This is a genomic window from Actinomycetospora sp. ABD4_176 (assembly GCF_056311855.1).
The window spans coordinates 2157341-2181769 of sequence record NZ_CM149974.1 but is presented as its reverse complement, the minus strand read 5'-3'; the positions used below and the strand labels follow the sequence as shown (position 1 = coordinate 2181769).

Sequence of the window (24429 nt, the reverse complement as noted above, 5' to 3'; positions counted from 1 at the left end):
CAGCGTGTAGCGGCTCCTCGACCGGGCGTCACCGTGGCTCGCAGTGCTGCGACCGTCCGGTCCATCCCCCGAGACCGAACGATGGACAGGAGGGTCCGCATGGGTGCACACCGTGCCCGTCAGACCAGCACGGTCGGCAAGGTCGCCGGCCGGGGCGCACTGACCGCTGCCGCCGCGCTCGCCCTGACCGGCGGGACGGCGTCGCTCGCCTTCGCCGACGAGGCCCCGAGCTGGGACAACACGTCGAGCACGGTCACGGACGTCGTGTCCGGCTCCGCCGACAGCGTCGCGGAGCTGCCCGAGACCGACGTCCCGACCACCGTCAAGGGCGGCGAGGAGCTCGTGGGCGGCCACGCCTCCGAGGTCCAGCACGGGGTGAACCGCATCGCCTCGGCGGGGACCTCCGACCTGCAGACCCACCTCAACGACGCCGGCGTCCCGGTCGGCAGCTCCCTCACCGACGGCGAGCAGGAGCTCTCCGGCTCCGTCTCCGAGGTCACCGGCCAGGTGCACGACGCCACCGGCGCCGGCGCGGCCGAGCTCGACGAGGCCCTCGCCCAGGGCTCGAGCGTGCTCTCCTTCGGCTGAGCGCACCCCGCCCGGTCCGCTCCCCAGACCGGGCGAGCCTGCGGCCCCGTTCCTCCGGACTCCCACCCGGAGGAGCGGGGCCGCGGTGCGTCCGGGTGGTGTCAGCGGAGTGGCTCCGCAGACGTTGAGTGTCCGTATCGCCACTCCGTCACCGGTCGGACCGGCTATTCCGCCCCGCTCGCGCCGCCCGACGGCGGCCGGATGCGCACGACACGGTCGTCGGTCGGCGTGACGGGCCCGCCGCCGCCCTTGTTGGCCGTGGTGAACCAGATGAGGCCGTCGGAGGCGACGTCCGTGGCCGTGATGCGCCCGTAGGTGCCGGCCAGGACCGACTGCGGGGTGCCGACGAACGAGCCCTGCGGCGTGGGACGCAAGACGAACATCGCGCTCGCGCCCTCCAGCCCGACGACGAGCGTGCCCGGCAGCGCCGCGCACCCGGCCACCCCGGGCCGCTCCGGCCACGTCCAGGCCGGCGCGGTCGCCGCACCCGGCCCGGGGGCCTCGCCCGGGCGGACCGCGAGGAGGACGTCGCGGGGACCGGCGCGGTCGGTCACCCAGCTGACGCCCGTCGCCGGGTCGGCGCACACGTCGCCGGGCGCGTGCAGCCCGCTGCCGACGATCGGCGAGCCGGGGGTCGGCGTGCCCGGCGCGGGGCGCCCGAACGGGTCGATGCGCAGGAGCTTGCCCGCGAGCGAGGTCGGTGAGGCGGCCGCGGCCCGGTCGCCGCCGTCCCCGGTCGCGACCAGCAGGGTGCCGTCGGGCTCGACGCCGACCGCGCCCCGGTTGCCCGACTCCCCGCGCGGGATGCCGCCCAGCACGGTCTTCGGGACGTCGCCGGGCGCGATGCGCACGACCGCGTTGCTGCCGCCGGTGGTGGCGTAGGCGTAGAGGAGCTGGTCCTCGGCGTAGGTGGGGGAGAGCGCGAGGCCGGTGAGCCCGCCGCCCCCGGCGGCGTCGACGGGGACGGTCGCGACCGGTTCCGGCGGCTCGTCGGGCGCGACGCGCAGGATGCGCCCGGTGGTGCGCTCGGCGACCAGCGCCGCCTGACCACCCGGCAGGGTCACGACGGCCGACAGCGGCGCGAGGCAGGTGGCGACGACCTGCGGGTCCGGGTCGACGCACGGCGGCGGCACGGACGGCCCGCCGGAGTTCGGGGCGGGGGTGGGCTCGCCGGTCTCGGGCAGCTGGGGCTGCGGGGCCCGCTCGGCGCCGAGGTCCGGGCGCTCGCGCCACGGGGCCTGCCCGGCGTCCGGGAACTGGGCGCACCCGGCCAGCAGAGCGGCCAGCACCGCCAGGGTCGCGAGGATCCTCGCGCGGGCGACGGTCACGGGCACGGGTGGACACAGTAGGCGTCCGCGGCTGTGCCGGCCGTGAGACGGGGTGCCCCGCGGTGGACTACCCTCCGCGCACCGTGGCCCAGGAACCCGTGACCGTCCTCGTCCCGCACGCCGAGGGCGAGGAGGCGCTCGCCGACATCGAGGGCCTCGAGCTCGTGCGCTACGACGAGCAGGCCGAGTCGCTGCCCGACGCCGCCGACCGCGCCGCCGTGCTGATCCCCGGCTTCCTGGCCACCACGGATGCGCTGAAGCTCGTGGAGCGGTGCCCGCGGCTGGGGCTGGTGCAGCTGCTCTCGGCCGGCGCGGAGATGTGGGTCGGGCGCCTGCCCGAGGGCGTGCAGCTCTCCGACTGCCAGGGCGCGCACGGCGGCGTCACCGCCGAGTGGGTGCTCGCCGCGACGCTCGCGGTGCTGCGCGAGATCCCGCCCTTCGTCCGCGCGCAGGACGAGGGCCGCTGGGACCAGCACATCACCGACACGCTCACCGGCAAGCGCGTCCTGCTCGTCGGCGCGGGCGACCTCGCCGACCAGACGGCCCGCCGCCTCGAGACCTTCGACGTCGCCGCGATCACGCGCGTCGGCCGGCGCGCCCGTGACGGGGTGCACGCGACCTCCGAGCTGCCCGACCTCCTGGGTGACCACGACGTCGTCGTGCTCCTCGTCCCGCTGACCGACGAGACGCGCGGGCTCGTGGACGCCGACTTCCTCGCGGCCATGCCCGACGGCGCGCTGCTGGTCAACGCCGCACGCGGGCCGGTGGTGGACACCGACGCCCTGCTCGCGGAGCTGCGTGCCGAGCGCCTGCGCGCGGCCGTCGACGTCGTCGACCCCGAGCCCCTGCCCGCCGACCACCCGCTCTGGTCGGCGCCGAACCTGCTCATCACCCCGCACGTGGGCGGCAGCGTCCCCGGGCACCTGGAGCGCGCCTACCGCGTCGTGCGCACCCAGCTCCAGGCCGTCGCCCGCGGCGAGGACCCGCCGAACCTGGTGGTCGACGGCTACTAGCCCCCGCGTGCCCAGCTGACGGCCGAGAGGTCCCCGAGCAGGGAGCGGGGGGCCGAGGCGAGGGTGTCGGCGAAGGCGGCGACCGCCGCCGCCCGCGGTCGAGCGGGGTCGTGGTGCAGCCGCACGTGCCGGGCGACCGTGGGCCGCAGCGGCACCGCGCGCAGCCCGGCGAACGCGATGAGCGGCAGGACGAGACCCGGCACCGCCGTGAGGCCCAGGCCCGCGCCGACCAGGCCCGCGACGGCGGCGACGTTCTGCGCCTCGTGGACGCTGCCGGGCACCGCGCCCGCGTCCTGCAGGGCGCGCTCCACGGGCGCCCGGATGCTGCTGCGCGGACCGAACACCACCAGGGGTTCGCCGTCGAGCTCCGCCCAGTCCACCGCGTCCCGCTCGGCCAGGTGGTGGGCGGGGTGGGCGGCGAGCACGAACCGGTCGCGGCACAGCGGGGTCCCGTCGCGGGGACCGGTCACGCCCGTGTGCACGGTGACCGCCAGGTCGACCTCGCCGCGCGCCAGCAGCTCGGCCACGGTGTCGGCGAGCCCGTCGCTGACCCGGACGTCGACGTCGGGGTGGCGGCGACGGTGGGCGGCGATCACCGGCGGCAGGAGGATGGCCGCGACCGACGGGAGGGCCGCCACGGTCACGGTGCCCCGGGTACCGGCGAGGTAGCCCTCGAGGTGGTGCAGGCCCGCGTCGAGGTCGTCGACGAGGCGCCGGACGACCGGCAGGAGGGCGCGCCCCTGGTCGCTGGGCGCGACGCGGCGGGTGGTGCGCACGAACACCGGGGTGCGCAGCCGGCGTTCGGCCTCGGCGACCGTGCGGCTGACCGCCGACTGCGTGGTGCCGAGACGCTCGGCGGCCGCGGTGAAGCCGCCCGTGTCGGCGACCGCGACGAGTGCCCGCAGGTGGTGGATGCCGAGATCGAGCACGGCCGCCCGCCCCCATCCTTGCGTCGAGCGCATGAATCTATGCGGTATTGATGGTAGATGGAGGTGAAGTACCTGCGAACACTGTCGTGCGCACCACTCCCCGACGCGGAGGCGCACCGATGCTCGCTGCTCTCGGCTTCCTGACGATCGGCCTGATCCTCGTCCTGCTCCTGTGGAGCCGGACCGCGGCCGTCGTCGCGCTCGTCGGGGTGCCGCTCGTGGCCGCCCTGGTCGCGGGCTTCTCGCCCGGGGAGGTCGGCGACTTCGTCGGCGACGGCCTCGAGGGCGTCGTCGGCGTGGCGACCATGTTCGTCTTCGCCATCGTCTTCTTCGGCGTCATGCGCGACGCCGGGCTCTTCGACCCGATCATCCGGCGTCTCGTGGGCGCGGCGGGCAGCGCCCCGGTCGGGGTGTGCGTGGCGACGACCGCGCTGGCCTGCGTCGTCCACCTCGACGGCGCCGGCGCGACGACCTTCCTCATCGCCGTGCCGGCGATGCTGCCGGTCTACGACCGGCTCGGCATGAGCCGCCTCGTCCTCACCACCTGTGTCGGGCTCGGGGCCGGGGTGATGAACCTGCTGCCCTGGGGCGGGCCCACCGCCCGGGCCGCCACGGTGGTGCAGGCCGACGCGACCGATCTGTGGGTGCCGCTGATCCCGGCCCAGATCGCGGGCATCGTGGCCGCGCTGGGTGTCGCGGCGCTGCTGGGCGCACGGGAGCGCCGCCGCCTGTCCGCCACCGGCTCCTCCGCGCCGCCGGCGGACGACGTCACGCGCGAGCGGGCCGTCGACGACGACGCCGGCGGCGACGCGCCCGCCGGGCTCTCCGAGGGCGGCGCCGGACCGACCGGTGACGGCGCGTCCCGGGTGGCCGGGGAACCGACCGCGACGGTCGGCCTGGCCACGGCCGAGCGCGACACCGCCGAGGAGGACCTCACACGCCCGCGGCTGCGCTGGGTCAACGCCGGGCTGACGCTGCTGGTGCTGGTCGCCCTCGTCCTGGGCCTCGCCTCGCCGGAGACGGTGTTCCTCGCCGCCGCGGTGCTCGCCCTGGTCGTCAACTACCGCGGCCTGCACGCGCAGACCGCCCGGATCCAGGCCCACGCCCAGGGCGCGATGCTGATGGCGACGACCCTGCTGGCGGCCGGTGTGCTCCTCGGGGTGCTCGACGGCACGGGGATGGTGACCGCGATGGCCGGCACCCTCGCCGGGGCGGTGCCCGGCTGGCTCGCGCCCGCCCTCCCGCTCGTGGTCGGCGTGCTCGGCGTGCCGCTGAGCCTGCTCTTCGGGCCCGACGCCTACTACTTCGGCGTCCTGCCGGTGCTCGTGGAGGTAGGCAACCAGGTCGGGGTGAACGGTCTCGACCTGGCCCGGGCCTCGCTGCTGGGCGAGGAGACCGTCGGCTTCCCGATCAGCCCGCTCACCGGCGCGTTCTACCTGCTCGTCGGGCTCGGCGGGGTCGAGATCGGACGGCACATCCGGTCGCTCATCGGCTGGGCCTGGCTGGTCTCGCTCGTCATGCTCGTCGTCGCCGCCCTCACCGGTGCGGTGGCCCTCTGGTGAGCGACGGGACACTGCGCCTCGGCGCGGGTGCGGGCTACGCCGGCGACCGGATCGACCCCGCCGTCGACCTCGCCCGGCGCGGCCGGCTCGACCACCTGGTGTTCGAGTGCCTCGGTGAGCGGACCATCGCGGCCGCCCACGCCCGGCGCGCGAGCAGCGGCGAGCCGGGGGCCGGGGTCGACCCGCTGTGGGCCCGCCGGGTGCGCGCCGTGCTCGGGCCCTGCCGCGCGGCGGGCACGAGGATCGTCAGCAACGCCGGTGCGGCCGACCCGCCCGCGGCCGCCGACCTCACCCGGGCGGTGGCCCGCGAGCTCGGCCTGCCCGGAGTCCGGGTCGCCGCCGTGACGGGGGACGACGTCCTCGACGCGGCCCGTCGCGTCGACCCGGAGGTGTGGGAGACGGGGCGGAAGCTCTCGGAGCACCCCGAGGAGCTGGTCGCCGCGAACGCCTACCTGGGCGCGGAGCCGATCGTGCAGGCGCTCGAGGAGGGGGCGGACGTCGTCGTCGCCGGCCGGGTGGCCGACCCGGCGCTGTACCTCGGTCCGATCGTCCACGCGTTCGGGTGGTCGTGGACCGACGACCCCGCGCTGCTGGGACGTGGCACGGCCGTCGGGCACCTGCTCGAGTGCGCCGGGCAGCTCACCGGCGGGTACTTCGCCGACCCGGTGACGAAGCCCGTCCCGCGGCTGGCCGAGCTCGGCTTCCCGTGGGCGGAGGTGGCGGCCGACGGGTCGGCGGTGCTGGGCAAGCTGCCCGGCACCGGTGGCCGCCTCGACGTCGACACCGCCACCGAGCAGCTGCTCTACGAGGTCGGCGACCCCGCCGCCTACGTGACACCGGACGTCGTCGCGGACTTCTCGGGGGTCCGCTTCGACCAGCTCGGACCCGATCGCGTGCGGGTCTCCGGCGCCGCGGGGACAGCGCGCCCGGATGCCCTCAAGGTCACCCTCGGCTTCCGCGGCGGCTGGGAGGGCGAGGGGCAGATCACCTACGCCGGACCCCGGGCGATGGACCGCGCGCGCCTCGCGGCCGACGTCGTCGTGTCCCGGCTCGCCGCCGTGCACGGCATCGACGGGGAGGACGTCCACATCGAGTACATCGGGGCGGGCGCGGCGTTCCGTGGTCTCGCCGAGGTCCGCGACCCGCTCGAGGTGCGGCTGCGGGTGGCCGCCCGCACCGACGACCCCGACGCCGCCGACGCGGTGGGCTGGGAGGTGGAGTCGCTGTACACGAACGGCCCGGCCGGCGGTGGTGGCGCACGTCGAGGGACCCGCGAGGTGGTGACCGTCCGCTCGTGCCTGCTCGGCCGCGGCGAGGTCCGGCCCGAGGTCACGGTGGGGGAGACCTGAGGATGCTCGTCGACGACATCGCGCACGTCCGGGCCGGCGACAAGGGCGACACGCTCATCCTCGCCCTGCGCCCCCGCGAGCCGGGTGGACTCGCCCGGCTCCTGGACCTCGTGACCCCCGAGCGCGTCGCCCGGCACTTCGCGGGCGTGCTGACCGGGCCCGTCGAGCGCCGGGAGGTGACGGCGGCGGGCGCGCTCGTGCTCGTGCTGCCGGGGGCGCTGGGCGGCGGGGTCACCGGTTCGCCCACGCTGGACGGGCACGGCAAGACCCTCGGCTACCACCTGCTCGCGATGTCCGTCGACGACCCGGGCTGAGGACCGGGGCAGGACGGGTCAGATGCTGCGGACCGCGCCCGTCGCGCCCGAGGTCACGAGCCTGGCGTAGGCACGCAGCGCGCTGGTGAGGTTGCGGTGGCGCTCGACGGCGGGCTGCCAGGGGCGCTCGGAGGCCTCCATCTTCGCGCGGCGCTCGGCGAGCACCTCGTCGTCGACCAGCAGCTCGATGCGCCGGCCGTCGACGTCGAGGAGGATCTCGTCGCCGTCGGCCACCAGCCCGATCGCCCCGCCGGCCGCGGCCTCGGGGGAGACGTGGCCGACGCTGATGCCGGACGACCCGCCCGAGAACCGACCGTCGGTGACCAGCGCGCACACCGCGCCGAGGCCCGCGCCCTTGAGGAACGCGGTCGGGTGCAGCATCTCCTGCATCCCGGGCCCGCCCGACGGCCCCTCGTACCGCACGACGAGCACGTCACCGGGCTGCACCTGCTTGCCGAGGATGACCGAGACGGCCTCCTCCTGGCTCTCGACCACGCGCGCGGGGCCCCGGAAGAACCGCCCGTCCTCGGGCAGACCCGCGCTCTTGATCACCGCGCCGTCGGGGGAGAGGTTGCCGCGCAGCACCGCGAGCCCCCCGTCGGCCGAGAACGCGTGCTCGGCGTCGCGGATCACGCCCGCGGCGGCGTCGGTGTCGAGCGAGGACCAGCGGTTGGTCGTCGAGAAGGGCTCCACGGTGCGCACCCCACCGGGCGCGGCGTGGAACAGCTCGAGCGCCTGCGGCGACGGCCGGCCGCCGCGGATGTCCCAGCGCCCCAGCCACTCGGAGAGCGACGGCGCGTGCACCGCGTGGACGTCGCGGTGCAGCAGCCCGGCGCGGTCGAGCTCGCCGAGGATCGCGGGAATGCCGCCGGCGCGGTGCACGTCCTCCATGTGGTGGTCCGAGTTCGGCGCGACCTTCGCCACGCACGGGACCCGGCGGCTGACCGCGTCGATGTCGGCGAGCGAGAAGTCCAGGTCGGCCTCGTGGGCGGCGGCGAGGATGTGCAGGACGGTGTTGGTCGAGCCGCCCATCGCGACGTCGAGCGCCATCGCGTTCTCGAACGCGTGCTTCGAGGCGACCTGGCGCGGCAGCACCGAGTCGTCGTCCTGCTCGTAGTACCGGCGGGCGAGGTCGACGACCGTGCGGCCGGCCTGCAGGAAGAGCTCGCGGCGCGCGGCGTGCGTCGCCAGCGTCGAGCCGTTGCCCGGCAGGGAGAGGCCGAGGGCCTCGGTGAGGCAGTTCATCGAGTTGGCGGTGAACATGCCCGAGCAGGACCCGCACGTCGGGCACGCGGAGCGCTCGACCTCGGTCAGGCCCTCGTCGCTGACCTGGACCGACGCCGATGCGGAGATCGCGGTGATGAGGTCGGTCGGCGCCTGCGCCACACCGTCGACCACCACGGCCTTGCCGGCCTCCATCGGCCCGCCCGACACGAACACCGTCGGGATGTCGAGCCGCATCGCGGCGTTGAGCATGCCCGGGGTGATCTTGTCGCAGTTCGAGATGCACACCAGCGCGTCGACGGCGTGGCCCTGCACCATGTGCTCGACCGCGTCGGCGATCACCTCGCGGCTGGGCAGCGAGTGCAGCATCCCGCCGTGGCCCATCGCGATGCCGTCGTCCACCGCGATCGTGTGGAACTCGCGCGCGATCCCGCCGGCCTCGCGCACCGCGCCCGCCACCAGCTCGCCCAGCTCCTTGAGATGCACGTGCCCGGGCACGAACTGGGTGTAGGAGTTGGCGATCGCGACGAGCGGCTTGCCGAAGTCGGAGTCGGTGAGGCCGGTGGCGCGCCAGAGGGCCCGTGCCCCGGCGGCGTTGCGGCCCTGGGTGGTGACACGCGAGCGCAGCGGCGGCACGGCTGACCTCTCAGGGGTGGATCAGGGGTGGATCAAGCGGTGGGCTGCCGGCGAGGCTACGCCCGCTCGTCGGGCGCCTCGGCGGGGTCCGGGTCGGCACCCCGCTCAGCACCGTGCCCACCGTCCTGCCCACCGCGCTGCCCACCGCTCTCCTCCGCCTGCCGCTCGCGCAGCCGGGCGATGCGCAGGCGGGTGGCCTCCAGCTCGCGCTCGCGGTCGCGCGCCTCCGCGACCTCCTCCGGGGTCGGCATGTCGATGCGCCCGCCGCTCGCCGCGGCGACCCGGCCCAGGTCGCGCGTGCGGACGCCCACCAGCGCGACCTCGTCCTCGTCGCGGCCCTCGTCGCGGCGCACGGCGCGCACCCAGCCACGGTCGACGACCCGCAGCGTCGCCACCTCGTCCCACCCGACACGGCGCGTGCCCCACACGAGCAGCACCCGCAGCGCCTCGCCGTCGACGACCGTCCGCGTGCGCAGCAGCCAGCCGGCGATCACGAGCGGGACCAGGAACACCAGGAACCAGGCGGCGCCCTGGAACGCGATGGGGGAGAGCCCGAGGGCGACGAAGCCGACGGCGACCAGCGCCGGCAACGGCACCGGACGGAAGGTCGCGGGCGCCGTCGGTGCGGTCGGTGCCGTCGGTGCGGGCTGCGCGGTCTGCGGCGCCGCGTCCCTCGTCGCCTCGGTGGTCTCCTCGCTCGTCACACGTCGATGGTGCCACCGGCGCAGCAGGGGGACCCGGTTTGACGACCCGTCGACCGGCCACCTACTCTCGCCGTCGTGATCCAGCGGCGAATTCTCGTACTCCCGGGGCGCGTCAGCGCCTGACGGGCCGACGAGCCCGCCGCGAGAACTGCTGACGCGCCTGCCCTCTCCGCCTCGAGGCGGTGGGGGCTTTTTCATGTCCGGCTCCTGTGACGCACCCGGCGACCCTCCCGAGGCAGACACCCGATGACCCAAGCCAGACCCACCCCGGCCCCCGGCACCTCGGGGCCGGTGGCGAACGGCGCCGCGCGGCGACCCGCACCGCGTGCCGGCGCCCCGACCGAGCAGCAGGACACCGTGCTGCAGACCCCCGTGGCGCCGGACGCGCCGCGTCCCACCCGCGTCGACCCCGAGCCCGCGACGGGCGCGCAGTCGCTGGTCCGCGCGCTCGAGGCCGTCGGCTGCGACGTCGTGTTCGGCATCCCGGGCGGGGCGATCCTCCCGGCCTACGACCCGCTGTTCGACTCGCGGCTCGTGCGCCACATCCTCGTGCGCCACGAGCAGGGCGCGGGCCACGCCGCCACCGGCTACGCCCAGGCGACGGGCCGCGTCGGCGTCTGCATCGCGACCTCCGGGCCGGGCGCGACCAACCTCGTCACCCCGCTCGCGGACGCGATGCTCGACTCGGTGCCGCTCGTCGCGATCACCGGGCAGGTGGGCCGCAAGCTCATCGGGACCGACGCGTTCCAGGAAGCCGACATCTGCGGCATCACGATGCCGATCACCAAGCACAACATGCTGGTCACCGACGCCGCCGACATCCCCCGGGCGATCGCCGAGGCGTTCCACATCGCCGCCACCGGGCGTCCCGGCCCGGTGCTGGTGGACCTGCCCAAGGACGTCCTGCAGGCGCAGACCACCTTCAGCTGGCCGGTCGAGACCCGGCTGCCCGGCTACCGGCCGACCACCCGGCCGCACAGCAAGCAGATCCGGGAGGCCGCCCGCCTGATCGGCGAGGCGCGTCGTCCCGTCCTCTACGTCGGCGGCGGTGTGATCAAGGCCGAGGCCTCCACCGAACTCCTCGACCTCGCCGACGAGACCGGCGCGCCCGTGGTCACCACCCTCATGGCCCGCGGCGCCTTCCCCGACGGCCACCGCCAGAACCTGGGGATGCCGGGCATGCACGGCACCGTCGCCGCCGTGGCGGCGATGCAGAAGGCCGACCTGCTCATCGCGCTCGGCGCCCGCTTCGACGACCGGGTCACCGGTGACCTGTCGACGTTCGCCCAGGGTGCGAAGATCATCCACGCGGACATCGACCCGGCCGAGATCGGCAAGAACCGCACCGCCGACGTCCCGATCGTCGGCGACGCCCGCGAGGTCGTCACCGAGCTGACCGCCGCGCTGCGCAGCTCCGCGGTCGACCGCGACACCCGTCACGAGCAGCTGCGCGGGTGGTGGGAGCAGCTTGAGACCTGGCGGCAGACCTTCCCGCTCGGCTACGACGACCCGGCCGACGGGACGCTCTCGCCCGAGTACGTCATCGAGCGGATCGGCGCCATCGCCGGCCCCGACGCCATCTACGCGGCGGGCGTGGGCCAGCACCAGATGTGGGCCGCGCAGTTCATCGCCTACGAGAAGCCCCGCACGTGGCTCAACTCCGGCGGCGCCGGGACCATGGGCTACGGCGTGCCGGCGGCGATGGGCGCGAAGGTCGGCTGCCCCGACACCACCGTGTGGTGCATCGACGGCGACGGCTGCTTCCAGATGACCAACCAGGAGCTCGCCACCTGCGCGATCGAGGGCATCCCGATCAAGGTCGCGGTCATCAACAACGGCAACCTCGGCATGGTCCGCCAGTGGCAGACCCTGTTCTACGACGAGCGCTACTCCAACACCGAGCTCGGCACGCACAAGCACCGCGTGCCCGACTTCGTCCTGCTCGCGCAGGCGCTCGGTTGCGAGGGGCTGCGCTGCGAGTCGCGCGACGACGTCGACCGCGTGATCAACCAGGCCATGGAGATCACCGACCGGCCCGTCGTCATCGACTTCACCGTCGGTGCCGACGCGCAGGTCTGGCCGATGGTCGCGGCCGGCACCGGCAACGACCAGATCATGGCCGCCCGCGACATCCGCCCGCTGTTCGACGACCCGGAGACCGGTGGATTCCGACGAGGTGACCGCGTGACCACGACCCACACGCTCTCGGTGCTCGTCGAGGACAAGCCCGGTGTGCTCGCGCGCATCTCCGGGCTGTTCTCCCGGCGCGGCTACAACATCCAGTCGCTCGCCGTGGGCCCCACCGAGGAGGAGGGGATCTCGCGCATGACGATCTGCGTCACCGTCGACGACTTCCCCCTCGAGCAGGTCACCAAGCAGCTCAACAAGCTCGTGCACGTCATCAAGATCGTCGAGCTGGAGCCGGCCTCGTCGGTGCAGCGGGAGCTCGTGATGATGAAGGTCCGCGCGGACGCCCACGTGCGCTCGCAGGTCCTCGAGGTCACGCAGATGTTCCGGGCGAAGGTCGTCGACGTCTCGCCGGAGGCGGTCACCGTCGAGGCGACCGGCACCGAGGACAAGCTCGATGCGCTGCGCCGGATGCTCGAGCCCTACGGCATCCGCGAGATCGTCCAGTCGGGGATGGTGGCGCTCTCCCGTGGCCCGCGCTCCATCGCCGCGCACCACCGATAAGTTCTGCTCAGTACGCATTCCCGGAAGGAAGTAGTCCCGCATCATGAGTGCCGCCACCGGCCCCACGTCCACTGGATCGGCCGAGGTCTTCTACGACGACGACGCCGACCTCTCGATCATCCAGGGGCGCAAGGTCGCCGTCATCGGCTACGGCAGCCAGGGCCACGCCCACGCGCTGTCGCTGCGCGACTCGGGCGTCGACGTGCGGGTGGGCCTGCCGGAGTCGTCGAAGAGCCGCGCCGCGGTCCAGGAGGAGGGCCTGCGGGTCGTCACGCCGGCCGAGGCGGCCGCCGAGGCCGACCTGATCATGATCCTGGCCCCGGACACCAAGCAGCGGTTCATCTACGCCGACGACATCGCGCCCAACCTCGAGTCGGGCAACGCGATCTTCTTCGGGCACGGCTTCAACATCCGCTACGACCTCATCCAGCCGCCGAAGGACATCGACGTGGCCATGGTCGCGCCGAAGGGCCCGGGGCACCTGGTGCGCCGCCAGTTCGTCGACGGCAAGGGCGTGCCGTGCCTCATCGCGGTCGAGCAGGACGCGACGGGCGGCGCCCAGGCGCTCGCGCTCTCCTACGCCGCGGCCATCGGCGGCGCGCGCGCCGGCGTCATCAGGACGACGTTCACCGAGGAGACCGAGACCGACCTCTTCGGCGAGCAGGCCGTGCTCTGCGGCGGCACGTCGGCGCTGGTCCAGGCCGGGTTCGAGACGCTGGTCGAGGCCGGCTACCAGCCCGAGATCGCCTACTTCGAGTGCCTCCACGAGCTCAAGCTGATCGTGGACCTCATGTACGAGAACGGCATCTGGGGCCAGCGGTACTCGATCAGCGACACCGCCGAGTACGGCGACCTCACCCGCGGCCCGCGCATCGTCAACAGCGCCGTCAAGGACGAGATGCGCAAGATCCTGGGCGAGATCCAGGACGGCACCTTCGCCCGCGAGTGGGTGGCCGAGGACGACGCCGGCCGCCCGAACTTCACCAAGCTCGAGGACGAGGGCAAGGCCCACCAGATCGAGCAGGTCGGCGCCAAGCTCCGCGGCCTCATGCCCTGGATGGCGCGCCCGACGAGCTGAGGCTCGCCGAGTCCGGAGCGAACGGGTATCTCGCCGCTTCTACGCGCGCGAAGTCCCCGTTCGCTCCGGGTCGGGGTCCCCGGGTTCGGCCTGTGAACCGGTTCACGAGCGGTCGGTATGGTCCCGGTGAGTGCGGGACAGTGACCCGCGAGCACGTCGGGGTGCGCCCGCGGAGCAGATGCGACGGTCGTCGGCGTGCCCGTCCCAGCCGCCGATCTCCGGGAGCGAACGCATCGTGACCACCGCCGCCAGCAAGCCCGTCGTCCTGATGGCCGAGAAGCTCGCGCCGTCGACGCTGGAGGTGTTCGGCGACGAGGTCGAGATCCGCTCGGTCGACGGCACCGACCGGGCGGCCCTGCTCGAGGCCGTGGCCGACGCCGACGCGCTGCTGGTGCGGTCGGCGACGCAGGTCGACGCCGAGGTCTTCGACGCCGCGAAGCACCTGAAGATCGTGGGGCGCGCCGGCGTCGGGCTCGACAACGTCGAGGTGCCCGCGGCCACGTCCCACGGCGTCATGGTCGTCAACGCGCCGACGTCGAACATCGTCTCCGCCGCCGAGCACGCGATCGCGCTGCTGCTGGCCACCGCCCGCCACATCCCGCAGGCCGACGCGAGCCTGCGGGCCGGCAAGTGGGAGCGCAGCAAGCTCTCCGGCGTCGAGATCCAGGGCAAGACGGTCGGCGTCATCGGCCTGGGCAAGATCGGGCAGCTGGTCGCGTCGCGCATCGCTGCGTTCGGCACGCACGTCATCGCCTACGACCCGTACCTGCCGCAGGCCCGCGCCGGCCAGCTCGGCATCGAGCTCGTCGAGCTGGACGAGCTGCTCGCCCGCGCCGACATGATGACGATCCACCTGCCGAAGACGCCCGAGACGCAGGGCCTCATCGGCAAGGAGGCGCTGGCCAGGACCAAGCGCGGGGTGATCATCGTCAACGCGGCGCGCGGCGGGCTGGTCGACGAGGACGCGCTGGCCGAGGCCGTGCGCTCCGGCCACGTCGCCGGTGCCGGCATCGACGTCTACGTCACCGAGCCGACGACGTCCTCGCCGCTGTTCGAACTGCCGCAGGTCACCGTCACCCCGCACCTCGGCGCCTCCACCACCGAGGCCCAGGACCGGGCGGGCACCGACGTCGCACACTCCGTGCTCGCCGGGCTGCGCGGCGACTTCGTGCCCGACGCGGTGAACGTCTCGGGCGGCGCGGTCGGCGAGGAGGTCCGGCCGTGGCTGGGCATCACCCAGAAGCTGGGCACCCTGCTGTCCGATCTCGTCGGCGCGCCGGGCGAGCTGCAGGTGCTGGTGCGCGGCGAGCTCGCCCACGAGGACGTCTCGGTGCTCTCGCTCGCGGCGCTGCGCGGGGTGTTCGGCGAGGTCGTCGACGAGCCCGTCACGTTCGTCAACGCCCCGGCGCTCGCCGAGGAGCGGGGCGTCGGCGTCACCATCGAGACGGCCACCGAGAGCCCCAACCACCGCAGCATGGTCACCCTGCGGGCCGTGCGCGACGACGGCGAGGCCGTGACCGTGTCCGGCACGCTCACCGGCGAGGACCTCGTCGAGAAGCTCGTCGAGATCAACGGCCGCAGCTTCGACCTGCGCGCCGAGGGCCACGTCCTGCTCTTCGAGTACTCCGACCGTCCGGGCGCGATGGGCACCGTCGGGACCAAGCTGGGCGAGTCGGACGTCAACATCGAGGCCGCGCAGCTCTCGCAGCTGCGCGACCGCTCGTCGTCGATCATGCTGCTGCGCGTCGACCGGTTCGTGGCCCCCGAGGTGCTGGAGCCGATCGGCAGCACCCTCGAGGCGCGCACGACGCGGCTGATCAGCTTCGGGTGATCACTCGGGTGATCACGTTGCTCCCGGCGGAGGAGCGGTCCCGCCGCCCAAACTCCGCCGGGCGCAGCAACCCCGACCGAGGGCGGATTCCTACGATTCGGCGATCCGGTTCCGTGATCGACCGACACGCCTAGTAGTCTCCGCGGGTCGGCCCCGGTCACCCCGTCGCGGGGCGACCCGCTCGTGGAGGTTGGTGCGGATGCGACTCGCGGTGGTGCCCGGCGACGGCATCGGACCCGAGGTCATCGGCGAAGCGCTCAAGGTGCTCGACGAGGTCGCCCCGTCGGTCGAGACGACCCAGTACGACCTCGGTGCCGCGCGGTGGCACTCCACCGGGGAGCTGCTGCCGGAGTCCGTCCTGTCGGAGCTGCGCGAGCACGACGCGATCCTGCTCGGCGCGGTCGGCGACCCCTCGGTGCCCAGCGGGATCCTCGAGCGCGGGCTGCTGCTGCGCCTGCGCTTCGAGCTCGACCACCACGTCAACCTGCGCCCCGCCCGGCTCTACCCGGGCGTGCGCGGGCCGCTGGCGGGCAACGCCGAGATCGACCTCGTCGTCGTGCGCGAGGGCACCGAGGGCCCGTACGCGGGCACCGGCGGGCTGCTGCGCAAGGACACGCCGCAGGAGATCGCGACCGAGGTCAGCGTCAACACGGCGTTCGGCGTCGAGCGGGTCGTGCGCGACGCCTTCGCCCGCGCCGCGGCCCGCCCGCGCCGCAAGCTGACGCTGGTGCACAAGACCAACGTGCTGACCCACGCCGGGTCGCTGTGGTCGCGCGTGGTCGAGGAGGTCTCGCTCGAGCACCCCGACGTCTCGGTGGACTACCAGCACGTCGACTCGACGACGATCCACCTGGTCACCGACCCGTCCCGCTACGACGTGATCGTCACCGACAACCTGTTCGGCGACATCCTCACCGACCTCGCGGCGGCGGTGACCGGCGGCATCGGGCTCGCCGCGTCGGGCAACCTCGACGTCTCGCGGGCCAACCCGAGCATGTTCGAGCCGGTGCACGGCTCGGCGCCCGACATCGCGGGCAAGGGCATCGCCGACCCGACCGCGGCGATCCTCTCGGTGGCGCTGCTGCTCGACCACCTCGGCGAGCCCGAGCTGGCGCGCCGCGTCGAGGCGGCCGTGGCCTTCGACCTCGCCACCCGCGACCACGCGAACCCCGGCGGCACCCACGCGGTCGGCGACCGCCTCGCCGCCCTCGTGTCCTCGGCCGCGGGCACCCGCACCCCGGCGTAGAGACGCACCGGCCGGTGCGAGCGATGCGGCATTGCTGGCGTCTGACGCCCGGATCGCCACATCCTCGATGACGACACGCCGATGGCAGCTGGTCGTCGCCGTCACGGAGGCGGCCTGCGGTCTCGCTGCCGCGGCGTACTCCGTCGTGCTCGGCCTGACGAGCGAGGGTCCCGACCGCACGGCTCTCGACCGCGCGTTCCCGTACGTGCTCGCCGCTGCCGCGCTCGGCGTGCTCTGGACGATGGCGTGGCGCAGCCTGCGCCGTGCTCGCTTTTTGCGACATGATCGATGTGACGATCCTGGCGTTGAACGCCAGCGACGCCGCATCGCTGGCACACCCCGTGTGCCACCGCCCGAGCCGGTGCGCCCGGAGCTGTCGGCGCAGGGGCGGGCGGAGCTGGAGCGCGTGGTCGGGGCGCTCGCCGGCGCCGGGGTGCTCGGACCCCGGGTGCCGGCTCTCGAGGACCTCGTCGAGGGCGTCGCCGACGCCGGGGAGCCGGTGACCGCGGGCTCGGTGCTCGGCGCCGTGGGGGAGGCGGACTTCTGGCACCCCGGGTTCCGCGCCGAGGACCACCTCGCGCCCCTCGCCTTCCACGACGGCCACGTGGAGCAGTTCCCCGACACCCTGGGGAGCAGGTCGACGACCTCGCCCGGCTCGTCGGCGACGCGCTGACCGTGCGCCTCGAGCACGTCGAGGTCACCGACGAGGGCCGCCACCGCCTGCGCCTGCGCCTCGGCGACGCCGTCGAGGCCCTCGAGTACCCCGGCCACCCGACGTACCTCAGCACCGTCGTGCACGTCGCCGTCGCCCGCGCGGCCCGGGGCGCCGGCACACGGCTCGCCGGGCTCTGGGACGACCAGGGCGTGTGGCTCGTCGTGCCGCGCGCGGGCCTCGAGGAGCTGAACCGCGGCGCCCCCCACCACGAGCGCTGGGGCTGGGTCGACGAGGAGGAGCCGGTGGCCGCGGGCGCGCCACGAGCGCGCGGGTGACACGGGCGGCGGGATAGGGTCCGGCGCCGTGCGCCTCGCCCGGATCGCCCACGCCGACGGAGTCTCGTTCGCGGCCCTGCAGTCGCCGACCACGGCCGGCGGTGAGCCCGAGGGCGGCGACGTGTGCGCCGAGATCGCCGAGCACCCCTTCGGCGACCCCACCTTCACCGGGCGCACCTGGCCGCTGGCCGACGTCCGGCTGCTCGCGCCGATCCTGCCGACCAAGGTCGTCTGCATCGGCAAGAACTACGCCGACCACGTCAGCGAGATGGGCGGCGAGACTCCGCCCGCGCCCCTGATCTTCATGAAGCCCTCGACCACCGTCATCGGCCCGGGCCTGGCGATCCAGATGCCGCCGGACTCGCAGCGCGTCGACTACGAGGGCGAGCTGGCCGTCGTCATCGGCATGCCGTGCCGCGACGTCCCCGAGGCCCGCGCCCGCGACGTCGTGCTCGGCTACACCGTGGCCAACGACGTCACCGCCCGCGACCTGCAGCAGGCCGACGGGCAGTGGACCCGCGCGAAGGGCTACGACTCGTTCTGCCCCCTCGGGCCGTGGATCGAGACGACCATCGACCCGGGCGACCTCGCGATCCGCACCGAGCTCGACGGCGAGGTGCGCCAGGAGTCGCGCACCCACCTGCTGCTCCACCCCGTCGAGGAGCTTATCGCCTACATCTCGCGGGTCATGACGCTGCTGCCCGGCGACGTGATCCTCACCGGCACCCCGGCCGGCGTCGGGCCGATGAGCGCGGGCCAGCAGGTCAGCGTCACCGTCGAGGGCATCGGCACCCTGACCAACCCGGTCCAGGCGCGGTAGGGCCCCGTACCCTGGGCGGGACCGATCCAGGGAAGGGGTACGCGCAGGTGGCGCAGGAGTCGGGGCCGGAGCCGGACTGGGTGTCGCGGATGGCCGACGAGGTGATCGAGGCCGCCGCGCGACGGAGTCCGGGACAGAAGATCGTGTGCGCGTCGGGGCTGAGCCCCTCGGGGCCGATCCACCTGGGCAACCTCCGCGAGGTCATGACCCCGCACCTGGTCGCCGACGAGATCCGCCGCCGTGGTCACGACTGCGAGCACCTGATCTCGTGGGACGACTACGACCGCTTCCGCCGCGTCCCCGCCGGCATCGACCCGTCGTGGGACGAGCACATCGGCAAGCCGCTCTCGGAGGTCCCCGCGCCGACCGGCAGCCCGTACGCGAACTGGGCCGAGCACTTCAAGGCCCCGATGATCGCCGCGCTCGCCGACCTCGGCGTGGAGTTCCGCGGCATCAGCCAGACCGAGATGTACACCTCGGGCGCCTACCGCGACCAGGTCCTGCTCGCGATGCGCGAGCGGCGGGAGATCGACGGCATCCTCGGCCGGTTCCGGACGAAGAAGAAGGACGGTCCGGAGGGGCGCGCGAACGACGACGAGGACGACGCCGGCCAGGACGGGGCGGGTGGTCGCGAGTACTACCCGTTCAAGCCGTACTGCGGCGGCTGCGGGCGCGACGACACGACGATCACCGCGTACGACGACGACACCACGGCGATGACCTACACCTGCGCGTGCGGGTTCTCCGAGACGGTGGCGCTGCGCGAGTTCACCCGTGGCAAACTCGTCTGGAAGGTCGACTGGCCCATGCGCTGGGCCTACGAGGGCGTGCACTTCGAGCCGTCGGGCGTCGACCACTCCTCGCCCGGCTCGTCGTACCAGGTCGGCGGGCTGATCGTGGACGAGGTGTTCGGCGGCGAGGCGCCGATCGGCCCGATGTACGCCTTCGTCGGGATCACGGGCCAGGCGAAGATGTCCAGCTCGCGGGGCTCGGTGCCCACGCCGGGGGACGCCCTGGAGATCCTCGAGGTCCCGGTGCTGCGGTGGCTGTTCGCCCGCCGCCGGCCCAACCAGGCGATCAAGGTCGCGTTCGACCAGGAGATCCACCGCCTCTACGACGAGTGGGACGCGCTCGAGCGCAAGGTCGCGGCGGGTACCGCGGGCGGCATCGAGACCACCGGCCACGTCCGGGCCGTCAGCACCGCCGAGCGCGGGCTCCCGCGCACCGAGCAGCCCGTCGCGTACCGGACGCTGGCGTCCGTGATCGACGTGACCGCGGGCGACGCGACCCAGCTCGAGCGCATCCTCGCCGGCCTCGGCGCAAGCCTCGACGGCGCCCGCCCGCGCCTCGACCGCGCCGCGCAATGGGTCGAGGGCTACATGCCCGACGACGCCCACACGCGCCTGCGCGACGAGCCGGATACCGAGCTGCTCGTCGCGCTCGACGAGCAGGACCGCGAGGCCGTCGCCATGCTGCGCGACCACCTCACCGACGACTGGTCGCTCGACGGCCTGACGACGCTGGTCTACGGCGTGCCGAAGAAGCAGGCCGGGCTGCCGCTGGACGTCAAGCCCACCGACGAGCTCAAGGCCGCCCAGCGCCGGTTCTTCGTCGTCGTCTACCGGCTGCTGGTCGGCGCGGAGACCGGCCCACGCCTCCCGACGCTGCTGCTCGCCGCCGGCCCCGAGCGCGTCCGGCACCTGCTGGCGGTCTGACCGCTAGCTGAACAGCCCGCCCAGCACCCCGCCGCTGCCCGACTGCTGGCCACTGCCGTGGCCGCCGAGCGCACCGGTCGGCGGCTCCTCGCTGGGCTGGACGATGACGAAGCCGCGGCCCTGGAAGCCCATGGTGTAGGCCTCGCCCGTGGTGCGGCCGAGCAGGGTGCCGAGGCCGAGCTGGTCGGCGCGGTGCACGCCGACCTGCAGGCCCGCCGACCACGCGACCGCCGCCTGGGGGTCGGCGTAGGTCGGCTGGTCGACGTCGAGGACGACCGGCGAGCCCTTGCACGTGATGGCCAGCCGGCCCTGCCCGCTGAACACGCAGTTGAACAGGCCCGAGCCCGACATCGACGCGGCGCCCTGCACCATCTGGATGTCGTAGGACAGCGTCGGCTCGAACGCGAGCACGTTCGCGCCGTTGATCGACAGGGCGTCCTGCGGGCCCTCGAGGTCGATGAGGTGCACGTCGGCGGCCGCGTCGGCGAGGAACACGTCGCCGCGCCCGCTGACCTTCATCAGCGGCACGCCCTCGCCGGTGAGCTGTTGCTTGAGGAACCGCCCGATGCCCCCGGAGCCCTTGGCCTCGAAGTGCACCTGGCCCTGGAACGCGACCATCGAGCCCTGCCGGGCCAGGCACTCGCCGTTGAGCTCGATCTTGAGCATCTTCGAGTTCTGCAGGCGCAGACCCGGCTGCGCGGACTCCTGCTCCTGGTTCTCCGGGGCGAACAGGTTGCTGCGCATCGGGTCTCCTCGTGACGCTCGGTGCTCGATCGGCCGAGAACGCGCCGAGATCATCCCCTCGGCGAACACGCACCGTCAACGAGCACGGGTTGAACGGAGTTCCCCGTCGGGCTCACCGGGGAGACGCGAAGGCGACGACGTTGTCGACGTACGACCGCGTCTCCCGGTCGAACGCGCCGCCGCAGGTGACCAGCCTCAGGGCGGGGCGGCCGTCGCCCGCGCCGTAGACCCGCCCGGTCGGGAACTCGTCCTTGCCGAAGCGCTCCACGGAGTCGACGACGAAGTGCGCCACGCTGCCGTCGCTGCGCGGGACGTCGATCGCGTCCCCCGGGCGCAGGTCGCGCGCCCGGGCGAACACGCCCGGCCCCTGCCACGAGTCGACGTGCCCGACGAGCACCGCCGGTCCCGGCGCGCCGGGAGCCGCGCCGCCGGTGAACCAGCCGACCTCCTGCGGACCGGCCGGCGCCTGCAGCGCGCCCGCACCGTCGACGGCGAGGTCGACGAGGTGGTCGACGTCCACGCCCGCGGCCGGCACGGACAGCCCGACCGGTCGCGGCAGCGACCGCTGCGCGGCGGGGAGGGCGATCACCGGCATCGGCTCGGCGAGGGGGGCCGCCGCGGCCGGATCGGACGCGAGCCCGCCGAGGCCCGCCGGGACGCCGCCGCTGGGGGTGCGGCGCGTGCGCCGGCCGGGCCTGGAGGGTGTAGACGCCGGGCGTGGCCGTCAGGTAGCCGGTCAGGCCCCGGTAGGAGACCCCGGACGCCACCGTGGTCTGCGGCATCCCCGGCCCCTGCGCGTACATGTCCACCGCGCCGGTGGAGGGGGAGAGGTGCGCGACGCGCAGCAGCCCCTGGCCGCTCGGGGCGGCCTGCGTCGTCGGCGTCGGACTCAGCGACACGACGCCGGCCTGCGCGGCGAGACCCGTGCCGCCGACACCGAGCGCCGTCGTGACGAGCGCGAGGGCCGCGGTGCCCGCGCGGCGCCCGATGAGGTGCCCCGTTCGTGGTGCCATGCCGCCGTCCCCTGCTGCTCGCCGTGCCCATGGCCGTGTCCCGACGCGCATCGTTCGGCCAACCGGGCTAACTGGTTCGCTAGAACGAGACGACGTGGGTCACAACGAGCAGTGCCGAGCGAGGGTGCGCGCCGCGGGGCACGATCACCGCGTGACCTCTCTCCCGCTGGACGGTGTCCTGGTGGTGGCCTGCGAGCAGGCCGTGGCCGCGCCGCTCGCGACGCGCCACCTCGCCGACCTCGGCGCCCGCGTGATCAAGGTCGAGCGGCCGGGGCGCGGCGACTTCGCCCGCGACTACGACACCGTCGTCGGTGGCCTGTCCAGCCACTTCGTCTGGCTGAACCGGGGCAAGGAGAGCGTCACGCTCGACCTCAAGGGCCCCGACGCGCTCGCCGCCCTGCACCGGATGCTCGCCCGCGCCGACGTGTTCGTGCAGAACGTCGCTCCCGGTGCCGCGGAGCGTCTGGGGCTCGGCGCCGCGGAGCTCTGCCGGGAGCACCCGCGCCTCGTGCACTGCAGCATCTCGGGGTACGGCTCGTCGGGCCCGTACCGCGACGCGAAGGCCTACGACCTGCTCATCCAGGCCGAGACGGGCCTGGTGACGATGACCGGCACTCCCGAGCACCCGGCCAAGGCGGGCATCCCGGCCGCCGACATCGGGGCCGGCATGTACGCCTTCTCCGGCATCCTCGCCGCCCTCTACGAGCGGGAACGCACCGGCGAGGGCGCGGCGCTGGAGGTCAGCCTCTTCGACGCGCTGAGCGAGTGGATGGGCTTCCCGCTGACCTACGCAGCCGGTGCCGGTCACGCGCCCCGTCGCGCGGGCACCTCCCACCCCGCCATCGCGCCGTACGGGACGTTCGCCGCGGGCGACGGCACCGAGGTCGTCCTGGCGATCCAGAACGAGCGGGAGTGGGCGCGCTTCTGCGCCGAGGTCCTCGGCGACGAGGGCCTCGCGACCGACGACCGCTTCGCCACCGGCTCGGCGCGCCTCGAGCACCGCGACGAGCTGCACGCGGCCATCGACGCCGTGCTGGGCCGGCTCGACGGCGCGGAGGTCGTCGCACGCCTCGCCGGCGCCGGCATCGCGCACGCCCGCCGGCGGGACCTCGTCGGCGACGACGGCGTCCTCGCCCACCCCCAGCACGCCGCCCGCGACCGCTGGCGCACCGTCGGCTCGCCGGTGGGCGAGGTGCCGGCGCTGGTGCCGCCGATCGGGCTCGCCGGCCGGGAGCTGCGGATGGGCGCGGTCCCCGACGTCGGCGAGCACACCGACGCGGTCCTTTCCGAGTTCCGGGAGACCTGAGCCGCGCTGTTGCCCCGCCCCACCCGCGTGCGCTTCCCTGCCTGACCATGGCCGCTCCCTCGCGCCGCAGCATCTTCGCGGCGAGCTTCGTCGGCACGTCGATCGAGTGGTACGACTACTACATCTTCGGCACCGCCGCGGCGCTGGTGTTCGGGAGCCTCTTCTTCCCGCAGTTCTCCGCGGTGGCGGGCACGCTCGCGGCGTTCGCCACCTTCGCCGTCGGGTTCGTCGCGCGCCCCCTCGGGGCGGCGGTCATCGGGCACTTCGGCGACCGCATCGGCCGCAAGGCCATGCTCGTGCTGACGCTGCTGCTCACCGGCGGGGCGACCGCGCTCATCGGCGTGCTCCCGACCTACGCGGCGATCGGCATCGCGGCCCCGCTGCTGCTCGTCCTGCTGCGCCTCCTGCAGGGCTTCGGGGTCGGCGGGGAGTGGGGCGGCGCCGTCCTCATCGCCACCGAGCACGCCTCGAGCCGCCGGCGCGCGGTCTACGGCAGCTTCGCGCAGTTCGGCGTGCCGATCGGCGTGCTCACCTCGAACCTCGCCTTCCTCGCCGTCGCCGGGCTGTCCGACGAGGCGTTCCGCTCGTGGGGCTGGCGCATCCCGTTCCTGCTCTCGGTCGTGCTCGTCGTCGTCGGCTTCGTCGTGCGCAGCCGGCTGCAGGACGCGCCGGAGTTCGAACAGGTCAAGCAGCGCCGCGAGACGAGCACGGTGCCGGTCGCCGACCTCGTGCGGCGCCACCCCAAGGTGCTGGCGCTGGCGAGCCTCGTCTCGATCGCACCGCCGGCGGTCGGCTACACCGTCATCGTCTACATGCTGAGCTACGGCACGACGGCGCTCGACTACGAGCGCACGACGCTGTTGACGCTGATCATGCTGTCGACGGTCGTGTGGGTGGCGACGATCGTGGCGGCGGCGATGCTGTCCGACCGGTTCGGCTCGCGCCGGGTCTTCGTCGTCGGCGCGCTGACGGCCGTCGCCTGGCCGCTGCCGATGTTCGCGCTGGTCAACACGGGGTCGGCGGCCCTCGCCGGGCTCGCGTTCGCGGTCGCGGCGATCGTCCAGGGCATCATGGCCGGCGCCCAGGGCGGCCTGTTCGCCGAGATCTTCCCGGTGCGCGTGCGCTACAGCGGCATCTCCATCGCCTACCAGGTCGGCGGCATGGTCGGCGGGGCCGTGACGCCGCTCGTCGCCACCGCCCTGTTCGGCGCCACCGGCTCGTCGACGCCGATCGCGCTCTACGTCACCGCGCTCTCGCTGCTCAGCCTCGTCGCGGTGTTCGGGCTGCGCGAGGGGTCGGCCCGCTCGGCGACGACGCCCGACGAGGTGCCGGCCGGCTGACCCCCGCG

The 24429-nt window shown here is 74.3% G+C and carries 21 protein-coding genes and 2 pseudogenes; 16 read left to right on the top strand and 7 right to left on the bottom strand.

The annotated features are described in order from the left end of the window. Positions 1–99: 99 nt before the first annotated feature. On the top strand, positions 100–588 hold the full coding sequence (locus ACYX4T_RS10660) for a hypothetical protein (RefSeq protein ID WP_476014491.1): 489 nt from the start codon (positions 100–102) through the stop codon (positions 586–588). 164 nt (positions 589–752) lie between these two features. Here the strand turns inward: ACYX4T_RS10660 and ACYX4T_RS10655 are convergent, their stop codons facing one another. Next, positions 753–1922: a PQQ-dependent sugar dehydrogenase gene (locus tag ACYX4T_RS10655; protein WP_476014490.1), complete on the bottom strand. Its 1170-nt coding sequence runs from the start codon at positions 1920–1922 to the stop codon at positions 753–755. Between the two features lie 77 nt (positions 1923–1999). Between ACYX4T_RS10655 and ACYX4T_RS10650 the strand changes: the two genes are divergently transcribed. Continuing rightward, entirely contained in the window at positions 2000–2929 is a 930-nt protein-coding gene (locus ACYX4T_RS10650) for a 2-hydroxyacid dehydrogenase (protein WP_476014489.1), read from the top strand. On the opposite strand, the gene ACYX4T_RS10645 is transcribed toward ACYX4T_RS10650, so the two are convergent. Next, positions 2926–3891: a LysR family transcriptional regulator gene (locus tag ACYX4T_RS10645; protein WP_476014488.1), complete on the bottom strand. Its 966-nt coding sequence runs from the start codon at positions 3889–3891 to the stop codon at positions 2926–2928. The genes ACYX4T_RS10650 and ACYX4T_RS10645 overlap by 4 nt on opposite strands. Before the next feature lie 86 nt (positions 3892–3977). Here ACYX4T_RS10645 and ACYX4T_RS10640 point away from each other — a divergent pair, with 86 nt between their 5' ends. From ACYX4T_RS10640 to ACYX4T_RS10630, 3 genes are read left to right on the top strand one after another with little or no spacing between them, the layout of a single operon-like run. Beyond that, positions 3978–5420: a CitMHS family transporter gene (locus ACYX4T_RS10640; protein ID WP_476014487.1), complete on the top strand. Its 1443-nt coding sequence runs from the start codon at positions 3978–3980 to the stop codon at positions 5418–5420. Continuing rightward, complete coding sequence (locus tag ACYX4T_RS10635; RefSeq protein ID WP_476014486.1) at positions 5417–6769, top strand: acyclic terpene utilization AtuA family protein; 1353 nt, start codon at positions 5417–5419, stop codon at positions 6767–6769. The genes ACYX4T_RS10640 and ACYX4T_RS10635 overlap by 4 nt, the downstream gene beginning before the upstream one ends. A 2-nt stretch (positions 6770–6771) precedes the next feature. After that, positions 6772–7083, top strand: coding sequence for an AtuA-related protein (locus tag ACYX4T_RS10630; RefSeq protein ID WP_476014485.1), 312 nt, complete (start codon positions 6772–6774; stop codon positions 7081–7083). A gap of 18 nt (positions 7084–7101) precedes the next feature. Here ACYX4T_RS10630 and ilvD read toward each other — a convergent pair whose 3' ends face one another. After that, entirely contained in the window at positions 7102–8943 is a 1842-nt protein-coding gene (ilvD, locus tag ACYX4T_RS10625; RefSeq protein WP_476014484.1) for a dihydroxy-acid dehydratase, read from the bottom strand. Positions 8944–8999: 56 nt separating this feature from the next. Next, complete coding sequence (locus tag ACYX4T_RS10620) at positions 9000–9647, bottom strand: PH domain-containing protein (protein WP_476014483.1); 648 nt, start codon at positions 9645–9647, stop codon at positions 9000–9002. 246 nt (positions 9648–9893) lie between these two features. Here ACYX4T_RS10620 and ACYX4T_RS10615 point away from each other — a divergent pair. The 9 genes and pseudogenes from ACYX4T_RS10615 to lysS form a co-directional block, all read left to right on the top strand. After that, positions 9894–11804: pseudogene (locus ACYX4T_RS10615) on the top strand (acetolactate synthase large subunit); the annotation flags it as partial. Between the two features lie 27 nt (positions 11805–11831). After that, on the top strand, positions 11832–12338 hold the full coding sequence (gene ilvN, locus ACYX4T_RS10610; RefSeq protein WP_476015238.1) for an acetolactate synthase small subunit: 507 nt from the start codon (positions 11832–11834) through the stop codon (positions 12336–12338). Between the two features lie 43 nt (positions 12339–12381). Further along, positions 12382–13416 (top strand): ketol-acid reductoisomerase, encoded by a 1035-nt coding sequence (ilvC, locus tag ACYX4T_RS10605; RefSeq protein WP_476014482.1) that lies wholly within the window; start codon positions 12382–12384, stop codon positions 13414–13416. Between the two features lie 268 nt (positions 13417–13684). Next, positions 13685–15247, top strand: coding sequence for a phosphoglycerate dehydrogenase (serA, locus tag ACYX4T_RS10600; RefSeq protein WP_476015237.1), 1563 nt, complete (start codon positions 13685–13687; stop codon positions 15245–15247). Between the two features lie 199 nt (positions 15248–15446). Beyond that, positions 15447–16493: a 3-isopropylmalate dehydrogenase gene (locus tag ACYX4T_RS10595; protein ID WP_274203484.1), complete on the top strand. Its 1047-nt coding sequence runs from the start codon at positions 15447–15449 to the stop codon at positions 16491–16493. A 67-nt stretch (positions 16494–16560) separates the two neighbouring features. Then, entirely contained in the window at positions 16561–17166 is a 606-nt protein-coding gene (locus ACYX4T_RS10590; RefSeq protein WP_476014481.1) for a hypothetical protein, read from the top strand. Between the two features lie 2 nt (positions 17167–17168). Then, the gene (locus tag ACYX4T_RS10585; RefSeq protein WP_476014480.1) at positions 17169–17483 is read left to right on the top strand and encodes a hypothetical protein; all 315 of its coding nucleotides are present in this window, start codon (positions 17169–17171) and stop codon (positions 17481–17483) included. 28 nt (positions 17484–17511) lie between these two features. Continuing rightward, positions 17512–18303, top strand: coding sequence for a fumarylacetoacetate hydrolase family protein (locus tag ACYX4T_RS10580; protein WP_476014479.1), 792 nt, complete (start codon positions 17512–17514; stop codon positions 18301–18303). A 47-nt stretch (positions 18304–18350) separates the two neighbouring features. Further along, positions 18351–20018: a lysine--tRNA ligase gene (gene lysS, locus ACYX4T_RS10575; protein WP_476014478.1), complete on the top strand. Its 1668-nt coding sequence runs from the start codon at positions 18351–18353 to the stop codon at positions 20016–20018. A 3-nt stretch (positions 20019–20021) separates the two neighbouring features. On the opposite strand, the gene ACYX4T_RS10570 is transcribed toward lysS, so the two are convergent. From ACYX4T_RS10570 to ACYX4T_RS10560, 3 genes and pseudogenes are all read right to left on the bottom strand, one after another. Continuing rightward, a complete protein-coding gene (locus tag ACYX4T_RS10570) occupies positions 20022–20762 on the bottom strand; it encodes an AIM24 family protein (protein WP_476014477.1) in 741 nt (246 codons plus the stop codon). A 112-nt stretch (positions 20763–20874) separates the two neighbouring features. Then, positions 20875–21357 (bottom strand): class F sortase, encoded by a 483-nt coding sequence (locus ACYX4T_RS10565; RefSeq protein WP_476014476.1) that lies wholly within the window; start codon positions 21355–21357, stop codon positions 20875–20877. A gap of 100 nt (positions 21358–21457) precedes the next feature. After that, positions 21458–21775: pseudogene (locus tag ACYX4T_RS10560) on the bottom strand (DUF4397 domain-containing protein); the annotation flags it as partial. A gap of 151 nt (positions 21776–21926) precedes the next feature. On the opposite strand from ACYX4T_RS10560, the gene ACYX4T_RS10555 reads away from it, so the two are divergent. Then, entirely contained in the window at positions 21927–23081 is a 1155-nt protein-coding gene (locus tag ACYX4T_RS10555; protein WP_476014475.1) for a CaiB/BaiF CoA transferase family protein, read from the top strand. Positions 23082–23128: 47 nt separating this feature from the next. Further along, the gene (locus tag ACYX4T_RS10550; protein WP_476014474.1) at positions 23129–24421 is read left to right on the top strand and encodes an MFS transporter; all 1293 of its coding nucleotides are present in this window, start codon (positions 23129–23131) and stop codon (positions 24419–24421) included. The last annotated feature ends 8 nt before the right edge of the window (positions 24422–24429 follow it).